The 14,448-nt window shown below is 62.8% G+C and carries 18 protein-coding genes; 1 reads left to right on the forward strand and 17 read right to left on the reverse strand.

What is annotated here, in order from left to right:
* Positions 1–67 precede the first annotated feature (67 nt).
* From AC3WJE_RS03640 to AC3WJE_RS03690, 11 genes are all read right to left on the reverse strand, one after another.
* Positions 68–379 (reverse strand): hypothetical protein, encoded by a 312-nt coding sequence (locus AC3WJE_RS03640; protein WP_493729411.1) that lies wholly within the window; start codon positions 377–379, stop codon positions 68–70.
* Positions 380–469: 90 nt separating this feature from the next.
* Complete coding sequence (locus AC3WJE_RS03645) at positions 470–775, reverse strand: hypothetical protein (protein WP_493729412.1); 306 nt, start codon at positions 773–775, stop codon at positions 470–472.
* A gap of 88 nt (positions 776–863) precedes the next feature.
* Complete coding sequence (locus AC3WJE_RS03650; protein ID WP_493729413.1) at positions 864–2,027, reverse strand: DUF6094 domain-containing protein; 1,164 nt, start codon at positions 2,025–2,027, stop codon at positions 864–866.
* Between the two features lie 16 nt (positions 2,028–2,043).
* Positions 2,044–2,694, reverse strand: a complete 651-nt coding sequence (locus tag AC3WJE_RS03655) for a hypothetical protein (protein WP_493729414.1) — start codon at positions 2,692–2,694, stop codon at positions 2,044–2,046.
* 78 nt (positions 2,695–2,772) lie between these two features.
* On the reverse strand, positions 2,773–3,033 hold the full coding sequence (locus tag AC3WJE_RS03660; RefSeq protein ID WP_493729415.1) for a hypothetical protein: 261 nt from the start codon (positions 3,031–3,033) through the stop codon (positions 2,773–2,775).
* Positions 3,034–3,044: 11 nt separating this feature from the next.
* Entirely contained in the window at positions 3,045–3,443 is a 399-nt protein-coding gene (locus AC3WJE_RS03665; RefSeq protein WP_493729416.1) for a hypothetical protein, read from the reverse strand.
* 94 nt (positions 3,444–3,537) lie between these two features.
* Entirely contained in the window at positions 3,538–4,197 is a 660-nt protein-coding gene (locus AC3WJE_RS03670; RefSeq protein ID WP_493729417.1) for a DUF3275 family protein, read from the reverse strand.
* Between the two features lie 88 nt (positions 4,198–4,285).
* Positions 4,286–5,113, reverse strand: coding sequence for a DUF932 domain-containing protein (locus tag AC3WJE_RS03675; RefSeq protein WP_023098625.1), 828 nt, complete (start codon positions 5,111–5,113; stop codon positions 4,286–4,288).
* Between the two features lie 154 nt (positions 5,114–5,267).
* Entirely contained in the window at positions 5,268–6,185 is a 918-nt protein-coding gene (locus AC3WJE_RS03680) for a DUF3577 domain-containing protein (RefSeq protein ID WP_493729418.1), read from the reverse strand.
* 348 nt (positions 6,186–6,533) lie between these two features.
* Positions 6,534–6,899 carry a DUF3085 domain-containing protein gene (locus tag AC3WJE_RS03685; protein ID WP_034021249.1) on the reverse strand — a complete coding sequence of 122 codons (366 nt, stop codon included), beginning with the start codon at positions 6,897–6,899 and terminating at the stop codon, positions 6,534–6,536.
* 79 nt (positions 6,900–6,978) lie between these two features.
* The gene (locus tag AC3WJE_RS03690) at positions 6,979–7,776 is read right to left on the reverse strand and encodes a DNA-3-methyladenine glycosylase (RefSeq protein WP_493729419.1); all 798 of its coding nucleotides are present in this window, start codon (positions 7,774–7,776) and stop codon (positions 6,979–6,981) included.
* 340 nt (positions 7,777–8,116) lie between these two features.
* On the opposite strand from AC3WJE_RS03690, the gene AC3WJE_RS03695 reads away from it, so the two are divergent.
* Positions 8,117–8,986, forward strand: coding sequence for an OST-HTH/LOTUS domain-containing protein (locus AC3WJE_RS03695; protein ID WP_493729420.1), 870 nt, complete (start codon positions 8,117–8,119; stop codon positions 8,984–8,986).
* Between the two features lie 81 nt (positions 8,987–9,067).
* On the opposite strand, the gene AC3WJE_RS03700 is transcribed toward AC3WJE_RS03695, so the two are convergent.
* The 6 genes from AC3WJE_RS03700 to AC3WJE_RS03725 form a co-directional block, all read right to left on the reverse strand.
* Positions 9,068–9,790 carry a DUF5983 family protein gene (locus AC3WJE_RS03700; RefSeq protein WP_493729421.1) on the reverse strand — a complete coding sequence of 241 codons (723 nt, stop codon included), beginning with the start codon at positions 9,788–9,790 and terminating at the stop codon, positions 9,068–9,070.
* A 125-nt stretch (positions 9,791–9,915) separates the two neighbouring features.
* Entirely contained in the window at positions 9,916–10,575 is a 660-nt protein-coding gene (locus AC3WJE_RS03705) for a hypothetical protein (RefSeq protein ID WP_493729422.1), read from the reverse strand.
* 103 nt (positions 10,576–10,678) lie between these two features.
* Positions 10,679–11,140 carry a hypothetical protein gene (locus tag AC3WJE_RS03710; RefSeq protein WP_493729423.1) on the reverse strand — a complete coding sequence of 154 codons (462 nt, stop codon included), beginning with the start codon at positions 11,138–11,140 and terminating at the stop codon, positions 10,679–10,681.
* Between the two features lie 97 nt (positions 11,141–11,237).
* Positions 11,238–11,630, reverse strand: a complete 393-nt coding sequence (locus AC3WJE_RS03715) for a hypothetical protein (RefSeq protein ID WP_493729424.1) — start codon at positions 11,628–11,630, stop codon at positions 11,238–11,240.
* 22 nt (positions 11,631–11,652) lie between these two features.
* The gene (locus tag AC3WJE_RS03720; RefSeq protein WP_342099445.1) at positions 11,653–11,865 is read right to left on the reverse strand and encodes a hypothetical protein; all 213 of its coding nucleotides are present in this window, start codon (positions 11,863–11,865) and stop codon (positions 11,653–11,655) included.
* A 367-nt stretch (positions 11,866–12,232) separates the two neighbouring features.
* Positions 12,233–13,795 carry an ATP-binding protein gene (locus AC3WJE_RS03725; protein ID WP_493729425.1) on the reverse strand — a complete coding sequence of 521 codons (1,563 nt, stop codon included), beginning with the start codon at positions 13,793–13,795 and terminating at the stop codon, positions 12,233–12,235.
* Between the last annotated feature and the right edge of the window lie 653 nt (positions 13,796–14,448).

Raw genomic sequence — 14,448 nt, forward strand, 5'->3', positions numbered from 1 at the left:
CCTGAGGGCCGATGAATGCCCCAGGGGGATGAAAGCGAAGTTGCGACCTAGGGCCGCCGTGGTTGGATCAGTACTCGTTGGGTAGCAGCAGCGTGGTGACGCTGCGATCCCACTCGGTGATGACCCAGATCTTCAGGTCGGTGGTGACCTGGTAGGAAGAGAACAGGCGATCTTCACCCGATTGCAGCGCGGCGTCGTTCTGTTGCCGGTCGCTGTCATCGAGATCGCCCCAGTCACCGCTGAGATGGCGGCGCAGGTACGCGGTGGGATTGAGGCGACCCTGACGGATCAGCGCATCCACGCCTGAGGTCACGACCATCTGGCCGGGGTTGAAACGCCGCGTGGGACTGGCGCTGAGGAAAACTGCTTCGGTTGCCATGGGGCCTCCTGGATAGGGAGAGCGGGGCCATGGCACCCCATCGGGGCGACATGGCCCCAGTGGATTGATGAATGGTGCGGGTCTACCGAGTCAGTTCTCGGAAGCCAGCACGATGTGGGTGGCACTGCGATCCGCTTCGGTGAAGATGCGGATGCGCTGGCCGTTGGTTGCAACATAGAACGATTCGAGCTTGGCCTCGGATTGGATTCCCACGATGTTCGCTTCCCATTGGTCAGCGGGGACATCGCCCCAATCGCCGCGGGCGTGACGCCGCAGAAACTGGAATGGTTCTTCGGTGCCGGCACGAATCAGGCGATCGACGCCTTGGCTGATGATCAGCGCCCCGATGGGGAACTGCAGTTGGTGGATGTAGGTGTCAATCCTGATCGACGCCATCGATAGTCCTCCTTGGTGATTTCATTGGGCCACAACAGCGCGAGCGATGTGAAGCGCGCCCGCCTTCGAGCGCGCTACAGCCTTGTGCTCAGTGGATGGTGATGACTTGCCCCAGTGAGGCAGAGTCGGGAGACAGGTCCCATGCGCGGATGACCGGCACGAACTTGTCCGTGAGGATGCGTGTCTCTGCGATGGAGCCGTCGTCGCGCTCGCGGTGCTCGACGGCGGTGGCCTTGCGCTTGTAGGTGTCGCCCTTGACGGCCAGGATGCGGCCGCTTTTGGACTGCACGACACCCGAGATGGCGCCAGCCGCGAGGGCCAGTGCCAGGTGCCAGTGGGACAGAGCACGTGCCGGGGCACGCAGGGATTGCTGGGCAGCACCAAGGTGTGTCTCGAATGCGGGCCAAAGGCCCTGCAGCCGGTTCACTTCCTCGGCGAACTGCGCCGGCTCCATGCTGATCCGGTAGAAATGCTCCGGCTCGACCGAGGTCGTGGGAACCACATATGGCAGCGATGTCCACTCGGACGGAAGTTCATCCGCCTCGACTTCACCTTGCCCGATCTGTAGCAATCGGGCCCGGACTGCCTTGGTGTCGTCACCTACCAGCTCGCGCTGGCGGATCCGACGTCCGAATACGACCACCTGCTTGAACTGCGTATCCACCGCACGGTGGATGCTCAGATCGATGAAGTGTCGCGTCAGCCACCCGACCAGTTCGGCGTCGAGCACATAGGACGGCACGATGAAAACCAGGATGCCTTCGTACTGCAGCAGCTGCAGCGTCCTCTGGTAGAACAGCTTCTCCAGCCTGGCGCGGCCCTTGCCTTCGTAGCCGATGTTGCCATTGGCATCCTTGGACAGGTCGCCGTAAGGCGGGTTAAGCCACAGCAGGCTGAACGACTGGCGCGAGACCAGCGTGTCCATGAGGTCACCGTGGATGCAGTGATCGACCAGAAGCCGTGCGTGATTGGCACGTTCCTGGTCGTACTCCACGGCATACGCGCGGACCTGCGCATGCCCGAGGGCATGCGCGGCTTCCGCGATGGCCACACCTTCACCTGCGCAGGGATCGAGGATGCACATCGGCCCATCGCTGGGTGCCAGTGCGCTGAGCGCTCGTTCGAGCGTGGATTCGTCGGTCGGGTAGTACCCGTTCTTGGCGAAATTGCGGGCGAGCCGCGGGAACATCAGTGCCATGGCAGTCTCCTGATTGGCGGGGGGATAAAGGTCGGATGCGCGCGCAGAGCGCACATCCGTGACGGGCGGATCAAGCCACCGCTTCCATTGGCAGCTCGGCGTGAGCCGTTACCGGGTAGGCGGTCAGGACGCCGCGGCGGATCAGTTCGCCCAGGGCATCGGTGAGAACCGGGACATCGAGCCCGATCCGGAATCCCTGCAGCGGACCGAGGGCCACCGGCAGGGTTTGGAGCATGTCGCGCTCGCGCAGCAGTGCCAGTACCGGTGCTTGCCAGTGGTCCAGCAGCGGCAGTGGACATGTGTCCTTGACCAGGTGCCACAGGCGCAAGGTGGGATCGGCCGAGGCACGCGGCAGCAGCGCGAGCGCGCTGGCCGTGGCTTTGTCCGGACGGGTGCAGCGCCGGTCGAACAGCCATAGATTGACCATCGAGCCGAACAGCGTGCGGCGATAGGAGCGTGTCAGGCGCTTTTCCAAGCGGTCGACCGATCCTACGAACACGGGGATGGAGCCCCCTTGATCGGTGATGAGGTGGAATTGCTCCAGCCCATCTTCGTCACGTCCCAGCGTCAGCCGGGCCAGGAACTGCTGGATCGCGGTATCCCGCGCCCAGATCGAGAGAAAGATCAGATCGCTCTGATCGCTGCAAACGCATGCATCGGCCATGAGGTCGCTGCATTCATCGATGCGGTACAGGGGGTTGGGAAATGAAGGTTCAGGCATGGTGGTGTCCTCGATGAAATGAGGGGCAGCACCGCCCGCAGGGGCAGTGATGCCCCGGAAGGGATGAAGGAATGCGGACTACTCCGGCTCGAAGTCCCTGGCGTGCGGGTTGAAACGCAATGCACGTCCTGGGGTACGAATCGGCGTGAAGTCCTGGTGGTACACGTTGATGAGATAGCGGTCGCGGTAGCCGATGGCTTCCCGCGCCTGTGCCTCGGTCAGGCCGGCCTGGATGAAGTCCTCAACCAGTTCCTCGTCTGAGGAAACCTCGTTGTTGGAAAGCTGGTCTTCGACCTGGCCCAGCAGCTCGGGCGAGAGGGATTGCAGCGAAGTGTCCATCGCGTCCCCCTTCAGGCCACGGCCAGTTGCGACGAAGCTGCCGGCCGGCGCCGCTGAGCGTGATAGGCCCGAACCTTCTCGCGCCAATCGGGCGAGATCTCTTTGGCCATCTCGAGATAGCGCAGCGGGCAGGTGTAGTAGTACGGTGACACGGACTCGTCCATGCCCTTGTACCCCCACTGACCGCCACTGCGTTGGAGCAGGTCGCAGCGGATGTAGCACATGGACTCGCCGGGCGCGAGATCCTGGTGAAAGCCTTCGGCCTTGGCCGTGATCTCGACAACGGACCACAGCACGTTGCCACGCAGCGTATGCGCGATGATGCGGACGCTGGCGCGCTCGCGGTCTTCGGGTTGGATGAGGTCCCGGATCAGTTCTGACCGGGTGCGTGATGAGAAAAGCCAGCCCATGATGAAGTTCTCCTGCAAGAAAATGCCGGAGTCCTCCCTGGCGGGACGGAGCCCCGGCGGGTGGATGAAGATGCCGCGGATGCGGCGAGGCAGATCAGGCGGCCTGTTGTTCGGGCCGGTTCCACTGCTGTGACTTGAAGTCGAGGGCGTAGCCCAGTTCGCCCAGCCGGGCGATCTGTGCACGCAGGGTGCGGCGGTCGATGGTCGAATCCAGTTTCACGGAGTCGCCCAGCGGCCACAGCAGGCCGAACAATGCGGCATCGTCACTCTCGGGGCCGCCGGAGGCAGCCACGGTCGCAGATGGCGCATCCACACCAAAGGGCGTGGTATCGATCAGCGGATCGGCCGAGGCCTGCACAGGATCGGCAGCAGGCTTGACCGCCGGCGTAGCCGATGGCTGAGCCACGTCCTCGTCCAGCGGATCGACCTCTTGCGTGGCGAAGCTGCGAGCCTCGTCCTTGCTCAGCCGGTCCAGTCCCGAGAGGGTCATGCCGTCCAGGTTGGCGCGGATCTCGAAACGCATTCCGCCGGCCGTGGGATAGGCCTTGGGATAGATGAAGCGGATGTGGAACTCCCCGTCGTACTTGCCTTCGGGGTACTGCTCCAGCTCTGCATCCTTGACCGCGAACTCACCGATGGCGGTGACCAGGCGGCCGACATTGAACCGGCCATTGCGGCCGTTGATGGTGCGCAGCGTGAGCTGCCCGGGGACGATGAGGGGTGCGCTGGACTTCGGGGCTGATTTGGCCGCCATGGTGTGCTCCTTCGATGATTGGGGGGATCGTGAGATCCAAGGGAAAAAGAAACGGACCGCGCCCGCGAGGGGCGTGGTCCGTGCGGCGCTAGGCCTTCAGTTGGCGCATGCCGTCGGCCAGCATCCACAACGCCCGGTTCAGGCGCAGGTTCTGGTCGATGCCTTGCACTTCGCGGGTACGCTGCCGGCGTCCATTGGACGTGCGTGCCGTCAGGCCACCCTTGACCATGTTTTCCTGGATGCGGTTGAACACCGACCATAGGTCCGGTCGTCGATCGTCGAAGCGCCGGGGCGCAAGCAGTTGAGTTTCCGTGACAGGCGCAGGCCTGGTCGGATCGTCGTACTTGAGCGCCAGTGCGGAGCGCGCGAGGATTTCCTCTTCCCCTGTTTCCAGGGTGATGACGCGCATGGCGTCTCGCGACGCCTGCACCTGCTCGAAGCCCTGGAGGACCTCGTAGGCGCCTTCGATCACCTCACCGGCCACGTCGCCCTTGTGGGGGACACGGATGTCGGCAGTGGTTTCACCGCAGACCAGGCCGTTGTGGCAGACGAAGCGGAACATGCCGGCCAGCATCTGATAGCTGCTGGTGCCGTCATGGCTATTGAGCAAGATGATCTCGTTGGCTTCCGAGCCATTGATCTGGCTCGCATGGCGCATGCGGATCATGTGCTTGGTGAACTCGCGCCGGTCCTCGTTGCGGACACGGGTCTGGCACACCATGAAGGGCTCGAAGCCTTCCTGACGCAGCTTGGTCAGCACGGTCGCGGTCGGTATGTAGGCATACCGCTCGGATCGGCTTCCGTGGGGAGCGTCAGCGAAGATGGAAGGGGCAACAGCACGGATCTGGTCGTCCGACAAGGGACGATCCGCGCGCAGCACCGGGGAACGATGGGCAAAGCGGGTTGCGAGAGACATGGCAATTCTCCTGGGATAAGACGTGCATCTGCCCGGGCCGGATGGCCTGGCCTGACGCTAGGGATGAAAAGCGCGAACGCGTGCACCTCCCCGAAGGGAGGGCACGGATCAGGTGGGAGAAACGGTCAGGCCCCGGAGTGGAGCCTGGCGTGGGTCAGAACGAAGCCGCCATTGCCGGTTCGTGCACGACCGCTTCAGCTTCGGGCTCGCGCGGGGCGGGCTCGGTGGGCTGGGCGGCGTCGCCGCTATCGGCAGTGCTGGCCTCGGTCGCTTGCGCGTCCGGGGTTGCAGGTGCTTCGGCATTGGCTGCAGCAGCCGGATAGACCTGCTGGCCATCGACCTTGATCAGACCGATGTGGACCAGCGTGGACTCCAGGCTCACGCCCGGCTCGCCGGCTCGTTCGCCCTTGGTGCGCACGTACGGGTCAGCCCGCATGTCGTTCAGCCGGAAGGCGATCAGGACCTTGCGTTCAGCCTCGATGGCCTGAACGCAGCGACGCACCAGATGCTGGGCGTCGGTGGTAGCGACGATGGTGTCGAAGTAGCGATACTCCGGTTCACCGACCGGGCCGGTCAGCGCTCCGATGGAGCACGACAGGAACGGATCGCGATCCTTGGGAGTGACCTCCTTCGGACGGCTCAGGTAGCCGATGCCGCGGGTGATGAGCTCGTGCTGCTCGATCGTTGCCAGTTCGGCGCGATCGATCACCTCGGCTTTCAGCAGGCGCCCCTTGAGGCTCGCTGCCACTTCACCCTGACGTTCACCGCTGGGGCGGATGAACGCATCGCCCCACAGGTCGCCGAGCCGGAAACGGACCAGCGGACGCTGCTTGGGATCATCGATGCCGACGTACGACTGAACCAGCTTCTTGGCCTCGGTGCCGGACACCTTGACGTCGAAGTAGCGGATGGACGGCTCCTTGGCGGAACCAACCAGGGCGGCGATCGTGCAAGCCAGGAACGGCTGTGCGCGGCGGCCTCCCTTGACGGGAACCTCACGGGCACGCTGCAGGTAGCCGATGCCAGAGGTGTGGAGGTCGAAATAGGATTTCTCGTTGGACGTGGTGCTCATGGTGAATCTCCATAGGAAAAGAGCGGAGACACACCAACCCCACGTTGCGGGGAGAGGTGCGTAACCCCGCGATGGGTTGAGAACGGCAAATGCATCCACCACCGGCGAGCCGGTGGCCGTTCGCGCATGGATGCGGTGCGAACTGGCGTGGTCACGCAGCAGGTGCTGCGCCGCAACCTCGAAGACCGATGGTTGCCTGGCATGTCGCTGACAACGTCAGCAAGCATGGGCGCAGCGTCACACCATGCGCGCCGGGCCACCACGACCAATAGGAAATGCCACGCGCCCGCTTTGCGCAGGCCAAAAAGAAAGAGCCTTCGACGGGCGAAGGCTCTTTGGGATGCAGGGTCAGTGGTCTGGTGCGGTGGGTGCCACGGCCTGCAGCGACAGGTGCGTGGGCGAGGCCGACAGCACCAGGTCATCGGTGCTGTTCAGGATGCGTGTGAGCACGCCTTCGTTCGGGTCGAAGAACTCGCCGAAGTCGTCGCCGCCCAGCTCGATGCGCGCCAGTTCCCACCAGTCATCGAACGGATCGACATCCGGGTCGCAGCCAACTGCATAGGCAATCAGCTTCTGGCGCTTATCGGGCCTGCGCTCGCCATGTTCGGCGAGCCAGTACACGCCCTGGTCCTTGACCAGGATGACGCGGCATTGGTTGGCGATGGCCTCGGCCAGAACAGGTCGGAGCGCACTGCCTTTGAAGAGCAGAGTCATGAGATAGTCCTTCACAGGGTTGGATGAGGCGCGAGCACGAGCCACCGCCAGGGCGGGTGGCTCGGTCGCGGTCCAGCAGTTAGTGGGAGGGGGCCTTGCGACCTGAGATGGACTGGACCTGGATGCGGCGCCAAGAGCCATCGTCGATCAGATGTGCCAAGGTGTCGCCGAGCATGTCGAAGTACACCTCGTCGCACCGCTCGACGCATTCGCCGTCGCGGTGCAGTTCGATGGCATAGACATCGTCGCCGCGCAGATACAGCACGCTCACGCGGCCGACGAACTTGCCGGTGGCCACGCTGAAACTGATCGTCGGCGGAGTACGGATGATGTTCTCCGGTGACGGGTCGAGCAGTGTGAAGTTGCTGGCGTGGGCATCGACCAACATGTGGCTGATGGTGCGATGCCGGTCCGGTGCGGGCATCGACTCCAATTGCTCGATGAGCTGCTGAAGTTCGAGGCACTCCGGCTTTACCACCGGCAAGAGCGCTGGTGCCGAACCGAGGACCAGGCGGGTGACCTTGTACGGCGTCCCGTCCGAAGCATGTTCCACGACCTCTTCCGGGGTGTCGGCGCGCAAGCCATCAAAGCGACGGCGTGCGTAGGGTTGGACAGCGACCTTGGCCCCTTCGACAGGGATGTCGGTGACCAATTCTCGGTCCAGCACCGCGAACTGCGTGCGGCCGGTCTTGACGACGATGACCTCGTCGGTGGTCGCAACGACCTTGCCCTCGAAGGGCTTGGGGTCGATGCGAAAGCCCAGGGCGGATTCCTTGGGTTGGCCGTCGAAGATGTTGAACTGGAAGCTACGTGCAGTGCGTGGCAGGTGGCCGGCGACCAACAAGGGAAGCTGCTGGCGAATGGCTTGGTGATCCATGGTGGAGTCTCCTGAAACAAAAACGGGACTCCCCAACCGCAAGGGATGGTTTGTCCCTTGGGGTGGATTGGCTGAACGAAATGCGTTCGGAGGATTGATGCAGCCAGTACGCCGATGGCGCACCGCGGTCTTGATGGCCTTGACCGCCTGGGATGCTGCCGGCTACGCCGACGAACACATGCGCAGCGTGACATTGGGCGGGGCCAGGCGCGCGGGCTAAACTGAATCTAGCGGCGACCGTATTGAATGGTGTTGGCCATCTCCTGGAGGCGCGTCGGCTCAGTTCAGGAGCGTGCTCGATCAGGCCTCATTCTGCTTAGACCAACAGCGAGCCTTGCACATGACAACAACGACAGACATCGGAGACCTGCAGGCACCGCAATGGGAAGTGCAGCGGCTATTGGGTCGATGCTTGCTGCGGATTCAGCAGTACGAGCGCCTGATGAAGGCCATCGTGGCGCACCATGATCTGTCCGGCCCTGCTGCAGCGCTGGAGGCCATTCGCGCTACCCGCATGCAGGATGTCGCGACGAAGACCCTGGGCGCCCTGGTCGGCCAGCTATTCGGCTCCTACGTCGTGACGGATTCGGGTCCAGAAGAGGATCTAGCTGATCCTGGAGATGGTGAGGTTGCGTCAGTGCGCATGCGGCTTCAACTGAGCATGGGCGCGGAAGACTATCAGCGCACGCAGGAAGATCTGCGCGAGCTGGTGGCGTTGCGCAATGGCCTGGTGCATCACTTCATTGATCGGCACGACCTATGGTCCGTGCAGGGCTGTCGCAGTGCGCGGGAAGCATTGGTCTCGGCTTACACCCGCATCGATCAGCACTTTGAGCAACTACGCGGGTGGGCCGAGCACATGGACCAGGCCCGGCGCCTGGCGGCCGAATTCGTGCAGTCGAGCGCCTTCCATGAGTTGGTGGTCAATGGCATCGCGCCAGATGGCTCCATTGACTGGGCGGCGTCGGGCATTATTCGCGCCTTGCGCGAAGCGATGGGCGAGCTTGCCGAAGACGGCTGGACGCCCGTTGCAATTGCTGGCCGCTGGGTCCAAGCCAGATATCCGGACCAAGTGCCAACCAAGTATGGCTGCAGTAGTTGGCGGCAGGTGGTTCACGAGTCACGCCTGTTCGAGCTTCGGTATCGGGATGTCGATGGTCGGCGCGCGGGATACTACAGGGCACGTGACGTCTACGTCCCCAAAGAGTGAGGGGCCTTAGTCCTTACAAAGAAAAGCCCCTCATGGTGAGGGGCGTGAAGTGGGGGTGATAGCTGACGCGGTAGCGGGGCTCTAGGCCTGCTCCTCAATGATCGGAAGACCCTCCAGAACTGCTGCGTCTGCATCGAGAACCAGCATGCGTACGTCTGCCTGGCCTGCCAGATGCAACAGGTCGATCAGTTCCTCTGGAACGCCCTTGGCGCGATGTTCTGCACGCAGCTCTTCAGTGGTGATGCCTTCGACGTATTGCAGATTCGTGTCCGTCCAGGGGGTGGCAATCAGCTTGATACCGACGGCCGGGCTGTATGGGATACGAAATGCCACGAAGAGAAACGCCGTCGGTGTTGCGATGTCGGCGAGCTCGCAGAGGAATCGGCCTGCTTCGTCGGTGATGTGCGCAGTGCTGATCTCCCAGCACCGGCTGTAGAAGCCGGTCTCGAATGTCAGCGTACGCACAACCTCCTGCGCAGATTCCCGGGTTTGGCTGTCGCCAACATGGATGAGCGAGCCTTCGACATTCCTGCCGTAGATGCTGTGGAAAACCGCCAGGATGGTTCCGCTGCCACCGCAGGTGGCATCCAATTCTTCGGATATCACCTGGCTGTCAGTGACCAGCGCATACTCCTCATTGAATATGCAGGCATGCAAGGCGACCTGGTCATCAGGTAAGTGGCGCTGAGACGGGTGCAGCGGAACGAAAGTTTGCGGATGGCGATCGTCATAACTGACCACCGCCACGCGTCGAATCTCGAAGCCGTAGTAGCCGCGAGCAAAGGGATTGATCTGCTGGATCATGGTGACATTCTCCGGTGAGGGTTGAAAAGGAGCCAACCCCCGCCGGGGCATGGCCCCGAGGGAAGGAAATGCACCGCGGTCAGGCGGTGCTTGAGGTGGATATTCAGCGCCGAATGATTTCGGCTCTACTGCAACAGTGCGGACAGCCGCTGTTGCGTTTGAGCACGCACCGATTCGTCCTGAATACCGGCAAGCAAGCGCTGAACTTCACGCGTGAAGTGGTTGGCGACAGCGTCCAGGTCCTGCTTGAGCAAAGCCTGCCGGACGGCATCACCGAATTGCAGGGCTTGGCTCGAAGCGCTGTACGCCTCGAACTCCTTACTGAAGAACTGAGCGTCGCCTCCGAAGTTGAAGAGGCGTGGTTTGCTACAGTGCCAGCAGCCCTCGAAGCGGATTTCCTGAAGGCCGTGGCCATCATCGAATCGGGTCGCGATCATGAACAGTGCATCAAGGTCCGCGGCATCCTCGAATTGATGGTGCTCGATGAGATGCGCCAGTGCTTCGTCCTGGTCGGCGCCGAAATGCAGGGACAGGCTCGCCAGCAGCGGTTCGACTGTCTGGGGATCGTCGGGTAGCGGCAGGCCAAGCGAGGTGGTCAGCTCCGACAGCCCTTCGCCGAGGTCTTCCCAGCTCGGGTTGTTGTCCTCGGCAACGAGGGCGATGTAGGCTTGCCCGTCGCCGGGGTGCGACGCGTCAAGTTTGAAGCCGCCGAACAAGGCGGTTATCACAGGGGTGACCCGATCGAGAACGAGAACGCCGGTGGCGTCGTAGTAGTTGTTTGCCATGACTGGCTCCTTGAGGTTGGGAGCGGAGCCAGCCCTTGCGGACATGGCATCCGCGAGGAAGGGCCTGATGCATGCCGCATCGGGCCAAGAGGTGGCAGGCGAGTCAGTCGCCGAAGTCGGTGGTGTCGCCCAGTGCCTTCTGCACTTCGATGAGGCCGCAGTTGGCAAGGACGTACATCTGGTTGTAGTCGTCGCCCGTCGGTGCCTGTTCCGCGTCGTTCAGGCGGGTGTCCAGATCGACGATTTCCTGGCGTACCGAGCGGGCCAAGGCCAAAGGCTCTGGCGCTTCGTCGGTGATCGACTCGCCCAGCGCCGTGAGCACGATGCGGGGAGACAGGGCGTCCGCGAGTGACTCGAAGACGGTCGGCGTTTCGCCGCGGCAGATGGCCTCGGCTGTGCTCTGACCGAAGGGAAACCGCGTGATTTCGTCATCGTCGGCGCCTTCGGTGTCGTAGTCCACGACAACAAATGGTGGCATCGGAAGATGGCGGGGCCAGTCTTGAACGACGATGGCCTGGACCAGGCCACCTTCGAGGACGACCGCAAAGGAGGGAGTTCGGGACATGGTGTTGCTCCTGTGAAAAGAAGGAGGGACACCGCCCCGAAGGGACGGATGTCCCTCATGGGTGTGAAAGAAAATGCGGAGGTTGGCCTGGTGGGGCTTACCAGCCGCTGTAGTTCAGCACCAGATCGGCGATGACCTGACGACGCTCCAGATCCAGGCCGCCGAGATCGGCAAGCCCTTCAAATCCACAACGGCGCAGCATCGCAGCACCCTCACGGGCGTTGTAGAAGCTGACCATCGCGGACAGGAACATGCGTTGACCGCTGCTCAGAACGCCGAGGGCATCGTTGAGCGTCAGCATGTTGGGACGGAGATCCCACTTGCTGGTGGCGTGCTGCAGGCCTTCGTGGGTACCGTTGCCGAACCACTCGGGTCCTGCGATTCCGGCACCGCGCTTCCAGGCTTGGAAGAATGCGTCCGGAGCGCATGCGAAATGCCGCTCTTCCCGCATGATCTGATCAACGACTTCCGGGGGCAGAAGCTGGTTCATGGTGTATCTCCTTGATGAGGGATCAGGGGTTGGGCAACTGGGTCCAGCCGCCTCTTTCGAGGGCACGCTGAGCGGTGGCCGCGCTTCGGAAGTACTCGTTCGATTCGCGAGATACGGGGCCTTCGCTGTCGCGGGTGCCGATGTAGTGGCCCGCTGCGCTTTGCATGACTTCAAGCGACAGGTATTTGCCGACGTAGACCAAGGCCAGATGGCCGAAAGAGGCGCGGTGAGACATGGACGACTCCTAGGTGACAGCGAGACGGCCGTGCCCCTGTCGGGATGGCAGTTCCCGCGGGGGTTGAAGAAAGGAAGATGCATCGACGCCTGAATGGCGTTCATCCGCGGACCGATGCGATGGCGGACTGGTGGATCTCAGGGAGGGGATTCCCTGCGCAGCCGGAGGATCCTTGCTGCTGGCATGGTGCTGACAACGTCAGCGACACATGCGGGAAGCTTTGCCCAAGCAGAGGGGGGAGTCAGGGAGCAATGGGAATCCGCGCTGTACCGGATTCATCGTGTGCCGTGGGCCTGAGCGGTCCTTGTGACCGCACAAAGAAAAGCCCCCGGAGATCCGGGGGCGTGGTGGTGGATGAAAGGTGGATTCAAGCCGTCACTGCGGCCAACTTGCCTTCCGCGTCGAAGGTCAGTTGAACAACGGCCCCCGCCAGCTTGGGCTGTGTCGAATAGCGCAACGTGCTGGGCAGCAGGGCCTGTACAACGCCGGCCGGGGACTGTGAGCAGCCCACGGCGATGAAGGTGTCGATGGTGCGGCCGTCTTCATCCTCGCGATCCTCGTCATAGCGATCATCGAAGACGTAGTCGGAGACCAGCGACGTCACGCTGCCGGCCTCGGCCGTGAGGAACAACGTCACACCTTTGCGAATGGCGCCGACCGCAACTTCCGGCTCGCCGTCGATGCTCACGTAGAGGCTGTCAGCCAAGGCGAGCCCAACTTCGTAGTCGGCCAGACACAGGCTGTCATCACGGTGCAGGATTGAGCCTGGTCGGACATGAACATCCTCCGGTGCAATTGGCCTCACGATTCCCAGCAGCCAGTGCCCGCCGTCGATCCTGCTCTCCTCGACCAAGAAGGCCTTACGAGCCTCCAGGTACACCTCGGCGGTGGGTTCGTCGTCGCCTTCCGATTCGATCCGCCAGGCGCCCGTTTCTTCCAGCATCTCGCGGGCCACGATGCCTTCGGACACGTGGCGATCCCAGTAGTGACGGAATCCTGCCGGTTCAAGGGCCCACGATCGGAACCAGGCTCTTGGAACGAAGGGGACGTCGTTGAGCAGGTCGGCGTTGGATGAATCCACGCAGATGCGCGCGTAATGCACGACAAAGTCGCTGGCCGAGAGACGCTCCTTGGTTTCGATCAACGCCTGGCGATAGGCACCGTCGACCGCGGCTTGGATGCACTTGTGGTCTTCCGCCTCGTTCAGCAGGTGCTGACGATCGGGAAGTCTGGCGAGTGTTTCGGCCGGCAACTGTACGACCTGATGCCTGCAGATCGATGGCGATCGACCGATTGGAAGGCCTTGGAGAATGCACCGCCACTGCGTGCGAGGAGCGGACAGATCGAGCAGGATCTTGCCCATGGGCGTCTCGCGCCATTGCAGCGCGGGGTCCGCCAGGGGCCGAGGCACCTCGTGGCCATTGAGCCAGACTGGAACCGGAAAGGCTTCGCACAGGGTGCGCAAAAGACGGTCAGCCCAAGCAAGAAGGGTCTCCCCCGGCTGCGTTGGCTGGATGCCATCCAATCGGATTTCGGTGCCTACAACCAGATCCCAGGGGAACACCTGAATCGGCTCGCCGCGGATGATTGCCGCCGTAGCGGCGCTGAATGCCTTGCCATCAGACCGGGCGGTCAGGCGTTCAGCGAAGTACAGCGTGGACAACACCCCCATGCCGAAGGCGTTCTCGCGCGTCTGGGTCTGTTCGTCCCAGCCGGACTCGGCAATGTGGATGAGGGTCTGCAGGTCGGTGATGCCGCTGCCGTCGTCACGGATGGTGAGACTGTTGTCTTCCACGGTGAAGTGGATGGCACCGGCTTGTGCTCGTCTGGCGTTCTGCAGCAGTTCCCCGAGCATCGAGCTTTGGTTGAAGGCATGACGCAGGTTGGCGATGAGACGGTTCTGGTTCGTCTGAAGACAGATGGTTCTCATGGAAAGCTCCTTGGATGGCTTTGCGTCCGAGGACGCGTGGATGGGTAGGTCGCCAAGAGGCGAACGAAGGCGCCGCGCACACTGGGAAGAGGTCGGCTTGGGCTTTGGATGGGCAGGTGCGCCCGAGGGATTGCGATGCATCGGCGCCCTGGCGGGCGTGCATCCGCGGCACGATGCGATGCGGATGGGGATGGTCGACACGCCTGGGCGTGGCGCAGCCTGGGGCGACCTTGGCTGCTGGCGGGTTGCTGTTGAAACAGCGAGCCTGTGCCAAGGATCTGGGTCGGGGTTGGTTCTGTCGTCAGGAAATGGGAAACCGGACGTTCCGCGATGGTGGGCGAATCTTCGGAGTGCGCTACATGCGCTGGTACGGCGCGAGAAGGTGCCGGAGGCCGTCTGGCCTCCGACTCAAGACAAGGTCACCACCCATGGGCTGCACAGGGTTCGGTCGTCGGTAGAACCGTCCACTGTTTCAGCATTCACACCCGACCCATATCGTGGCTGGGGTCGGTATTGCCTGGCGCACATCCGCGCACAAAAGGCGCCCGTTGATTCGCCGGCGGGCTCCGGCACTGAATACCGTCGACCTTGAGGGGTCTCCTGGTGGCTCGCGTAGCGCCATGCTTGCGAGGCACCAGGAGACCCCTCTCTGC

The sequence above is a fragment of the Pseudomonas sp. GW821-FHT07E12 genome, assembly GCF_058986605.1.